The organism is Mycobacterium sp. UM_Kg27, assembly GCF_000972905.1.
GTDB lineage: Bacteria > Actinomycetota > Actinomycetes > Mycobacteriales > Mycobacteriaceae > Mycobacterium.
Genome location: NZ_JRMM01000006.1, coordinates 33,227 through 51,321 on the forward strand (window position 1 = coordinate 33,227; position 18,095 = coordinate 51,321).

Below are 18,095 nucleotides of genomic sequence, written 5' to 3' on the forward strand. Positions count from 1 at the left end.
GGAGTCTAGATCCTGCCGCCGGCACCCACTCTGGCAGGGCTGGGGCTTCTACACTGTTCAACGTGGCCTTCAGCCCGTCGTACGCCCGCGACGTGGTGCTGCCGCTGGCGTCGGCGGCCAACACCGTGATGTCCGGCGCAGCGCCTACGCTGCCGCCCGGCTTCAACCAGACCGCCCTGATCAAGGCCGACCGGGCTCACCTGGCCGCGCTGCCCGCGCAGCATCCCGCGACGGCGATGGCCAAGGACACCAACATCTTTGGACTGATGGGCCACGACACTGCCAGTGGTACCGCGTTCATCGCGTTTCGCGGCAGCGCCGACGTGGCCGACTGGATCGCCGATTTCGACTTCATCCCGGCCCCCTATACGCCGGTGGTGGGATTCGGCCAGGTGCACGCCGGCTTCCAGGACATCTACGGCTGCGTCCGTGCCTCCATTGCCGCCAAGCTGCCCGCAGCGACCAGCGGGTGCAGCCAGATCCTGATCACCGGGCACAGCCTCGGAGGCGCGTTGGCCGTGCTGGCCGCACCGGACGTCGCTCAGGGGATGCCCCCGAACACCGTCGAGCCGCGGCTGACCACCTTCGGTGGCCCACGCGTCGGCGTGCCCGATTTCAAGGCCGCGTTCGATGCCGCCATCGAATGCTGTTACCGCGTGGTGAATTTCCTCGACATCGTCCCGCTGGTGCCGCCCGCGCCGTATGTGCACGTAGGCGCGGAGGTAGCCGTGGATAGCGGTGGTGCGATCGACATCGGATGGCGGCACAGCCTGGCCGCCTATCACGCCGGCCTCTCGGCGCTCATCGCTCGCGAAGCCTGAACCGCGGGGCCGATTCGGCGGTCCCAGCTTCGCCTCCCCTTCGTCGAGCCTCGCTGAACCGCCGGGCCGATTCGGCGGTCCCAGCTTCGCCTCCCCTTCGTCGAGCCTCGCTGAACCGCCGGGCTTAGATGCGGCTCAGGCCGCCCCTCGTGCGCAGGTCCACCCGTCGGGCATCCGGCCGGCGGCAAGAAATTCGGCCACTTCGGCGGCCACTTCCGGTGCCAGCCCGGTGTCGGCGGCCGGGTAGATCACCGGCTCCTCCACCTTGTTGTGGTCGGCCAACTGGTCCAGCAGCCGGCAACAGGCGCCGCGCAGGGTGGCATGATCGGCGCCGGCACGCGTCAGATCGTCGAGAGCGTTCATAGTGCGCCAGATCTCGCCATGGCCTCGGATCATCCCGAAGACCGCCATCATGTGGGCTCCGCTGCTGATCGGCGGGAACAGCAACTGTTCCTCCAGGTAGATGTGGCGTCGCAGCACAGCCAAAGTGGCGCTGAGGCCGTCGACGTCGACCCTGCCGGCCTCCAGGTCCTCCAGGAAGGCTCTGATCCCGGCGTCGATCTGCAGATGCTCACGCTCCAACGCCGCAGAAAGGGCTGCATCGGACATATCTGGCGCTCCCTCCGAGCGGTTCAACAGACGCCGGTGGGCATCGTCGAGCACCCCATCAGACCCCGCGAATCATTTCTACAATCGGGGCTCATGCAAATCTAGCCCACGCGGTGCCGCGCTGACCAGAGCCGGTTCGGCTCCGGCTCAGTGGTCGGTCTCTTCCTCCGGCGGCTGGATCGCGGCCAGCACCTCGGTGGATCGATCTTCAGTGGGCCGCTCTTCGTCCGTCGGCCGGCCGGACAGCTCCGGGAACGCCGTGGCGACCATGTCCTCGAATGTCCGATCATGCGCTACGGATTTGCCTTGGGTGGCGGCGGCCGCGGCCGGCACCGCGACCGGCAGCGCCCGCGGGGGGTGCTCTCGCACGTTCAGTGGCCACCAGAACCATCGCCCCAGCAGCGCCGCCATCGACGGCATCATGAATGAGCGCACCACCAGGGTGTCGAACAGCAGACCGAGCCCGATGGTGGTGCCCACCTGACCCACCACCCGCAGATCACTGACGAGCATGGACGCCATGGTGAAGGCGAACACCAGCCCGGCCGCTGTGACGACCTTGCCGGTACCACCCATGGTGCGGATGATGCCGGTCTTGAGTCCGGCGCCCATCTCCTCTTTGAACCGAGCGACGAGCAGCAGGTTGTAGTCACAGCCCACCGCCAACAAGATGATCACCGACATCACCAGCACGAGCCAGTGCAGGTTGATGCCGAAGATGTACTGCCACAGCAGTACCGACAACCCGAACGACGCCCCCAGCGAGGCCAGCACCGTCCCGACGATCACCACGGAGGCGATGAAGCTTCGAGTGATCAGCAACATGATGATGAAAATGATTGCCAGCGAGGTGATTCCGGCGATCAGCAGGTCGTAGTCGGCGGTGCCCTGCAAGTCGTTGAAGAGCGCTGCGGTGCCCGCCACGTAGACCTTGGCGCCAGACAGCGGGGTGCCCTTCAACGACTCGGTGGCGGCCTTCTTGATCAGATTGACCCGCGCCATGCCCTCCGGGGTCGCCGGGTAGCCATCGTGCGTGACGAAGAACCGCGCGGCGTGTCCGTCCGGCGACAGGAACAGCTGGATCACGCGCTTGAAGTCCGGGTTGTCGAAGGCTTCCCGCGGGAGATAGAACGAGTCGTCGCTCTTCGCCGCGTCGAAGTCCTGGCCCATCGCTGCGGAGTCGCCGCCGACCTCCTCGATCTGCGCCATGATGCCCGACATGGTGCTGTGCAACGTCAGCATCATCGTCTGCAGGCTGCGAAGTGCCGCGATCTGCGCCGGCATCATCTCCAGTAGCTGGGGCGTCACCACATCGATGTTGCTCATGTCCGGCGCCAGCTCATTGATCTTGTCGGTGAGCAGCAGGGTGCCGTCCATCGACGCATACGCCGCGCGCAGCGACAAGCAGGTCGAGTCGCTGCCGCAATTCTGTTGCTTCTCAACCGATTCCCGAAGCGCCTTGGAATTCTGGTTCAGGTCGGTGATGTCGCCGCGCACCTGCTGAGCCAGGTCCATCGCCTCGCGCGAGACACCGGTCGCGTGCTGGGTGCTGGTGCCCAACTGCTGCATCAGCGCGTACATCCGCTGTAGCGAGGCGATGGTTCCCTCGAGGTCGTCGGCCTGCTGGCGCATGTCGGCCACCCGGCTCTTGACGAAGTCAAGGTTCTGCATCTGCCCGGCGTTCTGCATGCTGAGCAGGAACGGAATCGAGGTGTGACCGAGCGGGGTGCCCTCCGGGCGGGTCACGCCCTGCACCATGGCAACGCCCTCGACGGCAAAGATGCTCTTGGCCAGCTTGTTGAGCACCAGGAAGTCCGCGGAGTTGCGCATGTCGTGATCGGACTCGACCAACACCACCTCGGGGAGCAGGCGCGATTCCGGGAAGTGTCGCGCCGCAGCGGCCCAGCCAAGGTTGGCGGGAGTGTCCTGCGGGATGAACGACGGGTCTTTGTAACTGACTTTGTAGCCCGGCAGCGCGAGCAGGCCAATAAGCGCGATCGAGCAGGCGGCCAAGAAGATCGGAGCCGGCCAGCGCACGATCGCGGTGCCCACCTTGCGCCAGCCGCGATCGGACATCTTGCGGCGGGGTTCGAGCAGACCGTGACGCGTGGCGATGGCCAGGACCGCCGGAACCAGCGTCAGCGCGATCGCCACCGCGACCAGCATGCCGACCGCGCAGGGCGCGCCCATGGTCTGGAAGACCGGCAATCGGGTGAAGCTCAGACAGAATGTGGCGCCGGCGATGGTCAGGCCCGAAGCGAGCACCACGTGGGCGACCCCGCGATAGGTGGTGAAGTACGCGGTCTCCGGGTCTTCGCCGGCATGGCGGGCTTCGTGATAGCGGCCGATGAAGAAGATGCCGTAGTCGGTGCCGGCGGCGATCGCCAAGGTGACCAGGATGTTGATCGCGAATGTGGACAGACCGATCAGGCCGTAATGCCCCAGGACGGCGACGATTCCGCGCGCCGCGGCCAGCTCGATCCCGACCACGGCCAACAACAGCGCGACGGTGCTGAATGATCGGTAGAGCAGCAACAGCATCAGCGAAATCACCGAGACGGTGGCCACCAGGATCTTGAGCACCGCCCGGTCGCCGCTGGTGTTCATGTCGGTGACCATCGGCGCCGGGCCGGTGACGTATGCCCGGACCCCGGGCGGAGCGGGTGTGCGGGCCACGACGTCGCGGACCGCCTCGACCGAATCGTTGGCCAGCGCCTCGCCCTGGTTTCCGGCGAGGTTCAGCTGCACCAACGCGGCTTTGCCATCCGAACTTTGGGCGCCACCCGCGGTCAGCGGGTCACCCCAGAAGTCCTGAATGTGTTGCACGTGTGTGGTGTCGGCGTTGAGCTGGGCGATCAGCTCGTTGTAGTAGTGGTGAGCGGCGTCGCCGAGCGGCTCGTCGCCTTCGATGACGATCATCGCCGCGCTGTCGGTGTTGGACTCCGCGAAGACATGCCCCAGCCGTGCCATCGCCTGAATCGACGGTGAGTCTTTGGCGCTCAACGACACCGGATGTTCCTTGGCGACCTGCTCCAGCGGCGGCACGGCGACGCTCACCAATACGGTGAGGGCCACCCAGCCCAGGATTATCGGCAAGGCGAAGCGACGAACGAATGCGGCCACGGACGACCCGCCCCCCTGGATCAGGTGATGTGTAGGCGTCATTGTCTGATGCCCCTCATCCGACATTTTGCCCAAACGATCACTGTAACCCCCTGTTCAGGACCGTAGCAGCGGAAATTATCCGATCTGGTAGTCCGAGAGCGGGAAGTGATCCTGCTCCTTCACGGCGCTGCGCACCGAGGTCGGACGGAAGAGTGGCGCCTCCCCGGTGGTCTGGTTGAACCAGTAGGAATTCGATGTCGCGCAGTTGCCCAGGTGGAACACCGAGTTGTCCAGCAGGCTCATCATCCGCTCGTAGAAGCGGGTGTTGGCCTCCTCGGTGACCTCGAACGTCTGCGCCTGACGCCGCCGCACCTCACCGAACAGCCGATTCATGTGCCGGGTCTGGTACTCCACGGTGTTGAACCAGGACAACCCGACCCAGGAGAACGGGCTGGCCATGTTGATGAAGTTCGGGAACTGTGGGGCCGTCATGCCCTGATAGGCCTGGAAACGGGTCTCACGCCACCATTTGCCCAGGTTGCGCCCGCCGCGACCGATCACCTCGATCGCCGGCAGGTTACCCTCCCAGACGTCGTATCCCGTCGCCAGCACCAAGGTGTCGATCTCGCGCTTGGTGCCGTCCCGCGCCACGATGCCGTCGGGTTCGATCCGCTCGATCCCCTCGGTCACGAGGTGCACATTCGGCCTGGCGAACGTCGGGTAGTAGTCGTTGGAGATCGACGGACGCTTACAGCCGAAGTCGAAATCGGGCCGCATCTTCTCGGCGAGTTCACGATCCCGCACCGCCCGGCGCCGATGCCGCGCCGATTGGGCCGCCATCGCCTTGTTGAGGAACTTGAAGCGCCGGTAGCGCCACATGGTCAGGACCATCATGAAGTCCGTGGTGTTGTCGGTCAGCCACCGCACGATGCGCTGAGTGAACGGCACCCGGGCGAACATCCGCTGCACCACGGGCGGGAACACCACGTCGGACTTGGGGGTCACCAGGATCGGGGTGCGCTGATACACCGTCAGGTCGGCGACCTCTTTGGCCAACTCGGGAATCACCTGGATCCCGGTGGACCCGGTTCCGATGACGGCCGCCCGACGGCCCGCCATCGAGTACTCGTGGTCCCACTGCGCGGTGTGGACGATATGGCCGGCGAACGACTCGATGCCGGGGATCTCCGGGATCTTGGGCTGGCACAGGAAGCCGGTGGCAACGATGAGGAACTGCGAGGTCAGCGTCTCACCGCCGGCCAGCGAGGTCCGCCACAGTTTGGCGTCCTCATCCCACTGGGCGCCGTCGACGGTCGTGTTGAAGCGCATGAAACGCGTGACGTCATACTTGTCGGCCACATGCTCGGCGTAGGCCTGGACCTCATTGCCGGGGGCAAACAGTCGCGACCAGTAGGGGTTGGGTTCGAACCAGTAGGAATAAGTAGTAGAGGGCTGATCGACGGAGAGCCCCGGGTAGTGGTTGACCCGCCATGTTCCGCCGAGCCCATCCAGCCGGTCGACGATCACGATGTTGTCGTAGCCCAGCTTGTTGAGTTGGATGGCCGCACCGATGCCGCCGAAGCCCGCGCCCACGATGACGGCGTCATATTGCTGGGTCCCCATAAGGAGAACACGCTACCCCAACGCCGCAATATATCGCTGTACGTGCAGGTCAGCCCGATTTCCGGCGGCCCTCGACCGGAAGATAAAGTAATGGCTGCCGGCTGGTACCAACATGATGCCGATCACACTCAAGTGAACGGTTAAACCTTACTGTTTTGCCAAACTTGACGGTAAGCTTCGGCTCGGCTACGCCCCGCGAGGTGCGTGCCAGGAAAAGGGGAATGGGTCCGTATGCCGACCGTCGTGATCGACATCTGCTGGTTGCTGGCCGGCTCGATTGCCGTCGCGTCGGTGCCCTATGCCCTTTTTTACTTCGTTCGACGGCTGAAGAACGCCATGTACGTCGGGGGCGACGCGGCTTACGGCGAAACCTTGGCGACGCTGTCCGAAAGCTCGGTGCGACGCAATTTCAACCCGTACGTGGACATCGACTGGAATGACCCCGAACTTGCGGTCAAGGCGGACGACCCCCATTGGGTGCTGTCGGAAGCGGACCCGCTGGGCCGCCACCCGTGGTACCAGGCGCAGCCCCTGGAAAAGAAGATCGCGATCGGCATGTGGCGTCAGGCCAACATGGCCAAGGTCGGCGTGCAGTTCGAGGGCATTCTGGTGCGCGGCCTGATGCACTACACGTTCTGGGTTCCCAACGGCTCGCCGGAGTACCGCTACTGCCTGCACGAGTGCATCGAGGAATGCAACCACACGCTGATGTTCCAGGAGCTGGTGAACCGCATCGGCGTCGATGTCCCGGGCATGCCGCGGTGGCTGCGCCTGCTCTCCCCGATCGTGCCGCTGTACGCCGGACCGTTGCCCAACTCGTTCTTCTTCGGGGTCCTGGCGGGCGAGGTCCCGTTCGATTACCTGCAGACCCTTGCCCTTCGGGAAGAGGACAGTGTCCCGGAGATCGTCCGGAGGATGATCGGAATCCACGTCGCCGAAGAGGCGCGTCACATCTCGTTCGCCCACCAGTACCTGCAGCGGCGGGTGCCACGGCTGTGGTGGAGCAGCCGGTTCATGCTCTCGCTCTATGTGCCCGTCGTCATGCGCATGCTCGGGCAGGCGATGGTGGTGCCGCCCCGCAAATTCTTCCGCGAGTTCGATGTTCCCAAGTCGGCGCGCAAGAAGTGGTTCTTCGGCAACCCGGACGCACGCCAGACCTGGCGGGACATGTTCGCCGATGTGCGGATGGTCTGCCATGAACTCGGACTGATGAATCCCGCGGCGCGGTTGATGTGGCGCATCTGCAAGATTGACGGTGCGCCGTCGCGGTACCGCGGCGAGCCGCAACGCGCGCAGTTGCCGGCGCAGCTCACCGAGGTCTGAAGCTCCGTCTGCGCTGTGCCATACTTTCGGTATGGTGCGTTCCCCATCTGAGACCTTGGAAAAAGTCGGCGCCGATCTGGTGTACCGCATCTCGGCGATGCCGCTGTACAAGAAGGCCTTCAAGTACTGGTACCCGTTCATGACCAAGCGTATGGGACACGACGACGTCGTCTTCCTCAACTGGGGCTATGAGCAGGACCCGCCGCTGGGCCTGAAGCTCGACGAGGCCGACGAAGAGAACCGGTACTCAATCCAGCTCTACCACCAGACCGCCACCCAGATCGACCTGGCCGGCAAGAACGTGCTCGAAGTCAGCTCCGGCCACGGCGGCGGCGCCTCCTTTCTAGCCCGCACCCTCAAGCCCGCCTCTTACACCGGCCTGGACTTCAACCCGGACGGTGTCGCCTTCTGTCAGCAGCGCCACCAGGTGCCGGGGCTGGACTTCGTGCAGGGTGACGCACTTAACCTGCCGTTCCCGGACAACTCGTTCGACGCGGTGGTCAACGTCGAGGCGTCGCACATCTACCCCGACTTCGCCCAGTTCGTCCGCGAAGTGGGACGGGTGCTGCGTCCCGGTGGGCACTTCCTGCACACCGACTTCCGCGCCAAGGAAGACATCGAGTCCTGGCAGCAGACCCTGGCCACCCCGCCGCTGCGGTTGGTCAACGAGCGCGACATCAGCCGCGAGGTCGTTCGCGGCCTGGCGGCCAACTCGCCCCGCTCCAACGACCTGATCAACGAGCGGATGCCGTTCTTCCTGCGCCGCTTCGCCCGGGAGTTCGCCGTGGTGGAGGGTTCGCTGTTCTACCGCGATCTGGACCGCGGCGAGATCACCTACCGCATTTTCGACCTCGTCAAAGACTGAGGACACCGCGTCGAAGCGCCGGAGCGAGTCGGGACTGAGGTCCCCGCGCTCCGGCGCTTCTTTCGTGACCGACGTCCCTGCAGGCGACAGCGGCCACCGGGCTAGGGTGGCGGCTAGCCACCCGCGGGCCAGGCGCGGGCCAATCGCGCTCCACACCCGACGATCCTGAGGAGGGGCTCGCCAGATGGACCAGAAGGAACTGACGCGTCGGCTTCGCTTTCGCGCCAGCCTGCTCAAGATCGGCACCGACGGGCTCATCGGGGTGGCTCGCGACCGGGCAACCGCCTACCGGTATGCGCTGACCCGACGCGAAACCGCGCCGCTGACCGACTTCGACCCGTTCGCCCCCGAGACGATGCACGATCCCTACCCGGGATATCGCACGCTGCTGTCCGGTCCGAAGGTCTGGTACAGCCGCAAGCGCGGCATCTGGATCATCCCGGGCTACGACGAGGTCCGCCAGGCGTTGCGCGACGACGAGGCGCTGTCGTCGGCGGAGAGCCAGGCCCGCTTCCGGGTCCGCCTGCAGACCATGAACGCCACCGACCCGCCGGTGCACACCCGGCTGCGCCGGTCGGTGTCTCGTGCCTTCACCCCCCGCGCGATGAAGTCGTGGGAGATCAACATTAATCGTGCCGCCGACGAGCTCGTCGCCGCGATGATCAAGCGCGGACGCGTCGAGATCGTGGCCGATCTGGCCAAGCCGCTGCCCAACCGGCTGATCACCATGATGCTGGCAATACCGCAGGAAGACCGGCACCAGTTCCTGGAATGGGCGGACACCATCAATGAGGCCGCGTTCGCACCGCTGAACCTGCGTGGGATGGCGATGAACATGCGCTCGAGCCAGGCGGTCATCGCGATGCACCGCAGCCTCGATCCGATGATCAAGGCGCGCCGCGCGGAATCCGGCGACGACCTGATCTCGATGCTGGCGGCGCCCAGCGGTGCGGACACGCTCTCCGACGACGAGGTCTTCTGGACGGCGTCCATGCTGGTCGGCGCCGGTAGTGAGACCACGACGAACCTGATCTCGGGTCTGTTTCTGACGCTGGCGCAGCGTCCGGACGTCTACACCCGGCTACGCGAACACCCTGAGCTGATCCCCGCCGCGATCGAAGAGCAACTGCGACTGGTCTCCCCGGTCCAGGGTTTCTACCGGACCGCAACCCGCGACTACCGGGTCGGCGACCACACCATTCCGGCCGGCGCGCGAGTGCTGATCCTGTACGCGGCCGCCAATCGGGACCCGGCGCACTACCCAGATCCTGACACCTTCGACCTGGACCGCAATCCGACCGATCACCTGGCGTTCGGCGGCGGCGCGCACTATTGCCTGGGCACCCACCTGACCCGCATCGAAGTCAGCCGGGTGCTGACGCAGCTGATCCCCCACGTCAAGGCCATCCGACTGGCCGGGGAGTATCGCTACCTGGTCAATGCGACCATGCGCGGTCTGGAGCACCTGCCCGTCGAGTTGGTGCCTGCCGAGTCCGGCGCGGACCCCGCGCCCGTGCACTCCGGGAACACCGGCACCCGATGACCCCGGTAGCGCTGGTCACCGGGGCGACGAGCGGGATCGGCGAGGCGACCGCAGATCGGCTACAGTCCGCCGGCTACCGCGTTTTCGCGGTGGGCCGTAACCCCGAAGCGCTGCAACGTCTTTCGCAACGCGGGCTGATCGCCCGCGCCCTGGACGTCACCGATGAGGTTGCGGTCGACCAGCTCATCGCGGAGATCACCACCGAACACGGCGGGGTCGATGTTCTGGTCAACAGCGCCGGATTTCCCCTGACGTGTCCGCTCGAACAAGTGGCTCTCGATGACCTGCGCAGATTGTTCGAAACCAATGTCGTTGCGACACTTCACTTAGCTCAAGCGGTCCTGCCGAGAATGCGCCAGCGCGGGGCCGGCGTGATCGTCAACATCGGCAGCACCGGCGGACGTTTCGCCAGTCCGGGGGCCGGCGGCTACCACGTGGTCAAGTACGGCATGGAGGCGCTGTCGCTCTCGCTGCGCGCCGAAGTCGCGCCGTTCGGAGTGCGAGTGGTGCTGCTGGACCCGACAGCGGTGCGGACTCCGTTCGTCACCTCGCAACAAGAGGCACGACCGTCGTACGCCGAGGATGATCCCTACGGCAGCTTCAAGATCCGCTACGCGGACAACACTCGTGAACTCTCCAATAAGAGCGGCGTGATGATCGAACCCGACGTGGTCGCGCGTGCCGTGTTACGCGTGGTCCGGGCCAAGAATCCCAAGCCGCGCTATGTGGTCGGGCTCTCCGGCAAGGCGACCGTGCTGGCGCGAGCGATGTTGACCGATCGGATGTGGGAACGAATTCTGATGCGCGGTCTACGCGACTGAGGATGTCGCTGTCCTGGGACCCGGCCACGGCGGGCCCTCCAGAATCGTGAGATACTTTTTCGATGGTCACGATGAACCGCCTGATCTTCAATCCGGTATCCCACCGCGTCATGACGAACCCGTTCGTCTACCACCTGTTGTTCACGTCTTTCGTGACCAAGCGGTTCTCCACCCAGACCAAGATGCTCAGCGGCGACGACTGGTTGTTCCTCAACTACGGCTATGAAGAGGACCCGCCGATGGCGGTGCCCCTGGAGGCGTCCGACGAACCCAACCGGTTCTTCATCCAGCAGTACCACCGCACCGCCGCCCTGACTGATCTGGCCGGCAAGAAGGTGCTCGAGGTGAGCTGTGGCCACGGCGGCGGCGCGTCGTATGTCGCCCGCACTTTCAAGCCCGCCTCCTACACCGGCCTGGACCTCAACGAGACCGCCATCGAGTTCTGCCGGGAACGCCACCAGCTGCCCGGGATGGACTTCGTGCAGGGTGACGCGGAGAACCTGCCCTTCGAAGACGGCTCGTTCGACGTGGTGTTCCAAGTGGAGGCATCGCACCTGTATCCGCACCCGGCCAAGTTCTTCAACGGCGCGGCACGGGTGCTGGCCCCGGGCGGTCACTTCCTCTACACCGATTTCCGTCGGCGCAGCGAGCTGGCCCGCTGGGATGCCGAGCTGGCCGACACCGGTCTGCGGCTGGTGTCGCAGGAGGACATCAGCATGGACGTGCTGCGCGGAAACGAGAAGAATCTGGCCCGCAAGCAGGACATGATCGCCCACCACGGTGGTCTGGCCCGCTTCGCCAGCGCCGCAACCGACTGGACCTTCAACGGCGCCCTGAAGAACGGCGAGTTCGTCTACCGCCTGTACCACTTCACCAAGGACTGAGAGGGCGGGCCGAATCTGGCCCGAACAGCTGGGGCGTTTACAGGCCGCGGGAACCGAGCCAGGTGTGAATGCGCTCGGCCACGGCCTCCCAGCCCGGTTCAAGCATCATGTTGTGGCCCATACGCGGAAAGAATTCGGCTTCGGTGCCGTAGGCACGCGCGGTGGCCCGCACCTCTTTGCAGGTGTGCGCGCCGTCCTGCTCGGCACCCAGCACCAGCAGTGGTGTGGTTACCCGCTTCGGATGCGGCAGTTTAAGCATCAAGCAGTCGACACTGACCCGCGCGCTGTCCTCCTGCAGCCGCGCCGCGCATTCCAACACGGTGTGCTCCGGGGTCGCCGGCGAGAAGAACTTCTCGCGGGCCAGCTCCGGTGTGTTGATATAGGGCAGCGACTTTCCGGTCACCGCCATCTTGATGGCCTGCCACGGCCGATGGCGTAGCCAGCGCAGACTCGATCCGTAGTTGCCCTGCGGGGGAATCGAGGCCATCAGTACTCCGGCAGGCGCCGGCCGGCTCTCGAGGTACTTCTGCACGATCAGCCCGCCCATCGAGTGGCCGATCACCACCGGCGAGACCGGCAGCTCATCGGCGACCGAGCGGACGTCTTGGACGTAGTCCTCGACGCTGCAGTGTCGCAGCGGCTTGTCGTTGGAGCTGCTGCCGTGGCCACGGAAACTGACAGCCAGCGCACGGTAACCCAGATCGGCGAAGTAGCCGAGGAAATTCTCGTCCCAGCACCACGCGGCGTGCCATGCTCCGTGCACGAACAGCAAAGGCGCCGGATGTGCCTCACTGACGCAGCCCTTATCGATCACCTCAAGCACGACACTGCTCCCCCTGTCCAGCGACCTGCCCCTGATTGACTTCGACGATGGCCCGACCTTTCCCGTCCCGGCGTTGCGCGTCGACAGTGGCGTGCGCCGTGCCAGCAACGGTAGCAGTGGGCCATGGGGAACAGCACGGCATATGCCCACGATCAGGCGATTCGCCCAGCCCGGGGTCACCCTGCCCTTGCCCGCGGCCACGCCGTCGACGGCTGCCCTAGCAACGTGGTCCACCGACTTCCACATCACGCCCGGCAGCACTCGCCGGCGCTCGCCCTTCCGGAATCCCGCAGCCACATCCAGACCGGTGTCGACCGGCCCCGGGCACAGCACGGTGGCCGTGACGCCGGTCCCGCGCAGCTCACTCCGCAAACTTTCGGTGTATGACGCGACGAACGCCTTGGCGGCGCCGTAGCTGGCCTGGCCGGGCAGCGGGCCGAACGCGGCGATCGAGGACACGTTCAGCACCGCGCCACGCCCCCGCGCCACCATGCCGGGCAGAAACCGGGTGCACAGGTCGACGACAGCGGCCACGTCCACCTCGATCAGTCCCAGCTGATCTTCCGGCCCGGATTGCGCGATCAGCCCCACCCTCGCCACCCCGGCGTTGTTGATCAGAACATCCGGCACCACGCCCAGCTCAGCGATCCGGCCGGGCAGCGCGGCTCGTTCGGCAGCACTGCGCAGATCGGTCGGCAGCACGTGCACCGGTCGCAGTCGAAGCGCACTCAACTCGCCGGCCAGCGCGTGCAACCGATCGGCGCTGCGGGCGACCAGGATCAGCTGGTGGCCACGCCGCGCGAGCTCGCGGGCCATCGCGGCACCGATCCCGGAGGACGCGCCGGTGACGATCGCTGCGCTTTCGTCGCCCGGACCTGGTAGAACCACGCGCTCACCTTATCTCCCGCGATATTCGCGACAGCAGACGCGCTTTCGCCGCCCGAGACAGTGTTGGCCGCCTCGGCGCGCGCTGGGTCCAAAGCCTGTGTAGGCTGACGCGAGCATGTGTCTGAGATAAATGGGGGATCAGATGACGCATTCCAGCTATCGATGGTTGACGGCCGGTGTCTTGGCGGGGGGCTGCGCCGGACTGATGGGGCTGACCTCGATGTTCAACGCATCGTTCGCTTTCGGGGAGAGCAACGGCACGGCGTTGATCATGGGGTATGTCCTGACGCCAGATCCCGGTGCGGTCTACCAACAACGGGTGATGGATCTGTTCATCAACCCCGCCAATCCTTTTCCGGGCCAGTCGATTTATTCGGGCTACACCCCGGTCGTTGAGCCGCTGAATCCCTCGGATTACCAGCAGAGCCTTCTCGACGCCGCCAAGACCCTGAACCAGGACATCGCGCGGCATCTGGAAGACGGACCGGTGACGGTGTTCGGCGTCTCCTCGACCACATCGATCGCCACGCAGGCGATGATCGACCTCGCCCTGGCCGGTGCATCGGCGCCCGACCCCGCGAATCTGCATTTCGTGCTGGTCGAGGATCTCAACACGCCCAACGGCGGTATCTTCACGCGCTTTCCGCTGGACTTCGGGAGTCTTCCGCCCACGCCCGTCGATACGCCCTACACCACCGACATCTACAACTTCGAGTACAGCGGCGCGACCGACTTCCCCAAATATCCGCTGAACCTGCTGGCGCTGGCGAATTCGATGGCGGGTTACGTCTATCTGCATCCGTACCTGATTACCGGCTATCCCAGTTCTTGGGACCCGAGTGCGATGGCGGACGCGGTGAAGCTGCCCATGTCAGAGGGGTACGACGGCGACACCTCCATCTACTTGATCCCCACTATGAATCTGCCGCTGCTCGAATCGCTGCGGATGTTTCCGCTGTTCGGGCCGGCGATGGCTGACTTCATCCAGCCCGCGTTGCGGGTGTTGATCGATCTGGGCTACGACCGTTCTGATCCCGCCGACATCGCCACCCCGGTGTCGTGGGGCATGCCGGGTATCGACTGGGATCTGGTGTCGCAGAATATCCAACTCGGTGTCGAGCAGGGCTGGACGGCCGCCCAGGTCGATCTGGGATTACTGCCGCAGTCCGCGCTGCCGGACCTCTACCCCTACCTGCCCGACCTGTCGGGCCTGATCGGCGCGTAGCAGCCCCACAGCCCTTAACGTCGGGCGGCGCAATGCTGAGCCGCCCAACGGTGTTCGACGATCCGCTGATGTGCCGCCGTCCCGCACGCCGGAGGTGACCGGCACGCGGGCGCGGCGAGCCGCTACTCCGGCGTGATGTTGAAGATCGCGTCCCACAGGCCCTGAACGTCGAACGGCCCGATGATCCCGGAGTTGTCGAAGATGTTGTACCAGTAGTCACCGAAGAATGCCTGCAGCTGCTCAGGAGTGGGCAGGAAGCCGGTGGTGTCGATGTACGGGTCCGGCGGTAGCGGGTTCTTGATGTCGAGCAGCACGGTGCCCAGGCGCCACAACCACGCTTGGGTCTCGATCATCTCCGGGTTGGAGACATTCGCGGTGCCCGCGTCGTAAGCGTCCATCCACTCACCGATGACGGGGTTGCCCGGCCACAGGTCGTCCATCATCTTCACCAGCCAGTAGTAGCTGGGCGTGTTCCAGTCGTCAGGGTTGAAGATGTCGCCGCCGGGCCCGGGAAGCAGGCACGGGCCGGGGCACAGCGGGCTGCCCGGAATGAACGGGTTGAAGGCCAGCAGGGATGAGGCGATGAACGACTGCACTGCGCGGGCGAATTCGAGCAGGTCCGGCAGTTCGAACTTGTTGACGTCGAACGGCTGCATCAGGCTGTCGAAGAAGTTGGTGAACGGCGTGGTGAAGTCCATCGCGTAGTAGCTGCCCGCCCATGGCTGCAATGGGGCGTCCGGGTCGATGTTGGGGTAGTCCTCGGGGTTCAGCCCCAATTCCGCGAGGGTGCGAGTGCCCTCCCAGTAGTACATGTCGTTGGCGTACCCGATGTTGACCATGCCTGGTCCGTTCGGGTCGAAGTAGAACTGGTTGCCGTCCATCATGTCCGAGAACGGGACCTGGAACCAGTTCTGGATCAGCGGGAAATACTGCAGGCCCAGAGCGATCAGCACGCTCCAGATGGACTGGTCGATCCAGGTGAAACCGGTGATCGGGCTGGTCGGCATGACCGGCAGGCAGTCCAGGCCCGCACAGCTCAGGTCGATCGGAATCTGAACATTGGCCAGCATGGACAGCTGCTGTCCGAGGCCGGGGAAGTCTCGGTCCCCCTCATGACCGGCGCCGGAGATCAAGGGGAACGGGAACATCATCTGAAGGATGCCCTCGAAGTGCCCCATGTCGCCGGGGTCCTCACCCCAGGCGTTCGTCGGACTTCCGGCCATCCAGGGGCCGCTGTAGAACAGCGACTTCGCCAGGGTGTCCAGCCCGTGGATCTCGTTCGCCGGAATGTTCACCAATGCCTGGAACAGGTTCAGCGGAACGTTGAGCCATGACTCGCCGGCGGTGAGCTGCGAGTCCAGCTGAACCGTGGCCAGTTCGGGCATCGCGGGCATCGCGGGCGTCGGCGGAACGACGGCGATGAGTCCGGCGGTGGTGACGGCCAGCCCCGCGGAAAAGTACGAACGCAAGGCTGCAACCATCCCGATTACCTCCAACAAGCTAAAGTGAGTGAGAACGAGGCGCCACCGCGTCCGGTTCATGCAATCTACCAAAGTGTTACCTGAGCGCAAATCGAGAGTCACATGTTGACAACCGATGTAGACGCTGGATTTGGTATGAGATCAAGACGCCGCGACATTGGCGCCTGCCCCCCGAAACACACGGCAGCCCGACCGTAGGAATGGCCGGGCTGCCGCGACGTCGCTTGGGCGCGAACTGGATCTAGAAGGTGAACCAGCCCGCGATGTCGGTCCACCACGCGTCGAGATCGGTGACGAGTCCGCCGCTCGGGTCGAGGAACCGCAGGAAATCGTCCCAGAGCAGCAGCGAGTTCTTGCCGCCGAAGTCGCCGATCTCCTGCTCGTCCAGTGGCAGGTCGGGGTTCCAGGACGGCGGCATGTAGTAGCCGGTCTCGGGGTTGATCGGCCACGGCCCCAGCAGGCCCGGGTCGGTCAAGATCCCGCCGTTGACGGCCAGGGCGGGCAGGTAGGGGTTGATATCGGCGAGCATGTCGATGATCTGGTTGTGGGTGTCCGCGTCGAAGGTGAACATCCCGGTCTGCAGAGCAGAGATACCGGCGAGGAGCTGCTCGTCGGTCCCGCCGTTGGCGTTGCCCACGGCATTCTCGCCTTCCTGCTCGGTCAGGTCGATCCACTGCTGGATCAGTGGGTTCGGGGCGCCGATGCCCTGGATCGACTTGACCAGGTCCAGGCTGGTCACGCCCCACGGCGGGGAGACCGGCGGCATGTTGCACAGCCCCGGGCACATCGGGCTGCCGGCGACGTACGGGTTGAAGTCGACGACCATCCCGGCGATCAGGGCCTTCATGGCCTGGAAGACCTCCTCCGGGCCGGCGAAGTGGAAGCCGGTGAGCGGGTCGTCGCCGTTGACGCTCCAGTCGACCGGCTGCATCAGGCTGTCGAACCATCGCTGCATGGGGCCGAACGGGTCCAGCTTGAAGGTCAGTCCCGCCCACGGCATCAGGTTGACTTGATTGCCGTACTCGTCGAGGTAGATGCTGCCGTCGGGATTGAGGAGCGGGTGGGTGCCCGGGTAGCCGAACCCGGGCTGAGCTTCACCGGACCATGGCTGCCCGCCGTACATGGGTCCGCCCGGCACCGCCCCACCCGGGCCGACGCCGGCGTCCGGGTTGGCGATGCCGCCGGAGGTCGGGTTGTCGGGATCACTCCACGGGCTGTCCGGGAACTTGTAACCGTCCAACATGTCCTGGATCGGCACCTTGAGCCAGTACTTGAACAGGTCCAGCTGATTGTCGTCGTTCGGAAAGTTGCTGAATTTCATGAAGAAGTTCAGCGTCGCGTCCAAGCCGGTGATCCCGGTGATCGGCTCGACCGGAGACATCGGATAGCACTGGATCGAGTCACACGACGCGCTGATCGGCAACAGGGCCGCGGCGAACATCGCGAACTGCTGACCCCAGCCCGCCGTGCCGTTGGCCAACGCATCCGGGTCGATCGTGGGGTCGTACAGGCCGGAGAGCTGCGGGGCGAACGGCAGCATGTAATCCATCACGGCCATGAAGTGGCCCGGGTCGCCCGGGTCCTCACCCCAGATATTGGTGGCACTCGGGGTGAACCAGTTGCCGGTGAAGAAGAACGAGTTGGCCAGGACATTGGTGGCCGACACCTCGTTGAACGGGATGTTGACGAAGTCCTGGAACAGGTTGAACGGGATGTTGAGGAATGACGCCTCGGCCGCCAGCTGTACCGCGCGCTCGGCAGCGGTCAGCTCCGGCACCCACGGGGCGACCGGAGAGACCGGGCTGACGGCCGCGACGGCTGTCGCGGCGGCGGCGGCGACGGCGGCGCTGGCTGTGGTGTACCGCCGCTGCGACGCCGTAAGGCGCGTACCAGCGTTCGCAGCGCGACGCTGTGGCGCTGCACGGTGTGCACCGGAAGTCGCAGACCGGCCCTGCGGGACGGCTACCGGCCCCCCAGCAATGGCAAACCGACGCCCCGGAACCGCTCGATGCGCTCCCCCAGTTGTATACCGACGCTGACGCGCCCCCCCACCAATCACAAATCCCCCTTGTGTCCCCCACGAA

13 protein-coding genes and 1 pseudogene are annotated in these 18,095 nt (G+C 65.2%); 7 read left to right on the forward strand and 7 right to left on the reverse strand.

Annotated elements, in window-relative coordinates:
• Window positions 1-62 precede the first annotated feature (62 nt).
• Window positions 63-821, forward strand: coding sequence for a lipase family protein (locus LI94_RS02015; RefSeq protein WP_046300131.1), 759 nt, complete (start codon window positions 63-65; stop codon window positions 819-821).
• A gap of 135 nt (window positions 822-956) precedes the next feature.
• On the opposite strand, the gene LI94_RS02020 is transcribed toward LI94_RS02015, so the two are convergent.
• The 3 genes from LI94_RS02020 to LI94_RS02030 all read right to left on the reverse strand — a co-directional run bounded on the left by LI94_RS02020 (window position 957) and on the right by LI94_RS02030 (window position 6,158).
• The gene (locus LI94_RS02020) at window positions 957-1,430 is read right to left on the reverse strand and encodes a hemerythrin domain-containing protein (RefSeq protein WP_024440389.1); all 474 of its coding nucleotides are present in this window, start codon (window positions 1,428-1,430) and stop codon (window positions 957-959) included.
• A gap of 147 nt (window positions 1,431-1,577) precedes the next feature.
• Window positions 1,578-4,553 carry an RND family transporter gene (locus tag LI94_RS02025; protein WP_046300132.1) on the reverse strand — a complete coding sequence of 992 codons (2,976 nt, stop codon included), beginning with the start codon at window positions 4,551-4,553 and terminating at the stop codon, window positions 1,578-1,580.
• Between the two features lie 117 nt (window positions 4,554-4,670).
• Entirely contained in the window at window positions 4,671-6,158 is a 1,488-nt protein-coding gene (locus LI94_RS02030) for an NAD(P)/FAD-dependent oxidoreductase (protein ID WP_046300133.1), read from the reverse strand.
• Between the two features lie 336 nt (window positions 6,159-6,494).
• Here LI94_RS02030 and LI94_RS02035 point away from each other — a divergent pair, with 336 nt between their 5' ends.
• The 5 genes from LI94_RS02035 (at window position 6,495) to LI94_RS02055 (ending at window position 11,594) form a co-directional block, all read left to right on the forward strand.
• Window positions 6,495-7,481 carry a diiron oxygenase gene (locus LI94_RS02035; RefSeq protein WP_046300144.1) on the forward strand — a complete coding sequence of 329 codons (987 nt, stop codon included), beginning with the start codon at window positions 6,495-6,497 and terminating at the stop codon, window positions 7,479-7,481.
• Window positions 7,482-7,578: 97 nt separating this feature from the next.
• Window positions 7,579-8,346 (forward strand): phthiotriol/phenolphthiotriol dimycocerosates methyltransferase, encoded by a 768-nt coding sequence (locus tag LI94_RS02040; RefSeq protein WP_046300145.1) that lies wholly within the window; start codon window positions 7,579-7,581, stop codon window positions 8,344-8,346.
• A 184-nt stretch (window positions 8,347-8,530) separates the two neighbouring features.
• Window positions 8,531-9,889 (forward strand): cytochrome P450, encoded by a 1,359-nt coding sequence (locus tag LI94_RS02045; RefSeq protein WP_046300134.1) that lies wholly within the window; start codon window positions 8,531-8,533, stop codon window positions 9,887-9,889.
• Window positions 9,886-10,710, forward strand: a complete 825-nt coding sequence (locus tag LI94_RS02050; RefSeq protein WP_046300135.1) for an SDR family NAD(P)-dependent oxidoreductase — start codon at window positions 9,886-9,888, stop codon at window positions 10,708-10,710. Before LI94_RS02045 ends, LI94_RS02050 begins: the two co-directional genes overlap by 4 nt.
• A gap of 62 nt (window positions 10,711-10,772) precedes the next feature.
• Complete coding sequence (locus LI94_RS02055; RefSeq protein ID WP_231383956.1) at window positions 10,773-11,594, forward strand: phthiotriol/phenolphthiotriol dimycocerosates methyltransferase; 822 nt, start codon at window positions 10,773-10,775, stop codon at window positions 11,592-11,594.
• A gap of 37 nt (window positions 11,595-11,631) precedes the next feature.
• On the opposite strand, the gene LI94_RS02060 is transcribed toward LI94_RS02055, so the two are convergent.
• Window positions 11,632-12,417, reverse strand: coding sequence for an alpha/beta hydrolase (locus LI94_RS02060; protein ID WP_024440390.1), 786 nt, complete (start codon window positions 12,415-12,417; stop codon window positions 11,632-11,634).
• Between the two features lie 153 nt (window positions 12,418-12,570).
• Window positions 12,571-13,305: pseudogene (locus tag LI94_RS02065) on the reverse strand (SDR family NAD(P)-dependent oxidoreductase); the annotation flags it as partial.
• 142 nt (window positions 13,306-13,447) lie between these two features.
• Here LI94_RS02065 and LI94_RS02070 point away from each other — a divergent pair.
• Window positions 13,448-14,530, forward strand: a complete 1,083-nt coding sequence (locus tag LI94_RS02070; protein WP_239651131.1) for a PE-PPE domain-containing protein — start codon at window positions 13,448-13,450, stop codon at window positions 14,528-14,530.
• A gap of 122 nt (window positions 14,531-14,652) precedes the next feature.
• Here the strand turns inward: LI94_RS02070 and LI94_RS02075 are convergent, their stop codons facing one another.
• A complete protein-coding gene (locus tag LI94_RS02075) occupies window positions 14,653-16,011 on the reverse strand; it encodes a hypothetical protein (protein ID WP_046300137.1) in 1,359 nt (452 codons plus the stop codon).
• Window positions 16,012-16,252: 241 nt separating this feature from the next.
• A complete protein-coding gene (locus LI94_RS02080; RefSeq protein WP_024440379.1) occupies window positions 16,253-17,788 on the reverse strand; it encodes a hypothetical protein in 1,536 nt (511 codons plus the stop codon).
• Window positions 17,789-18,095 lie beyond the last annotated feature (307 nt).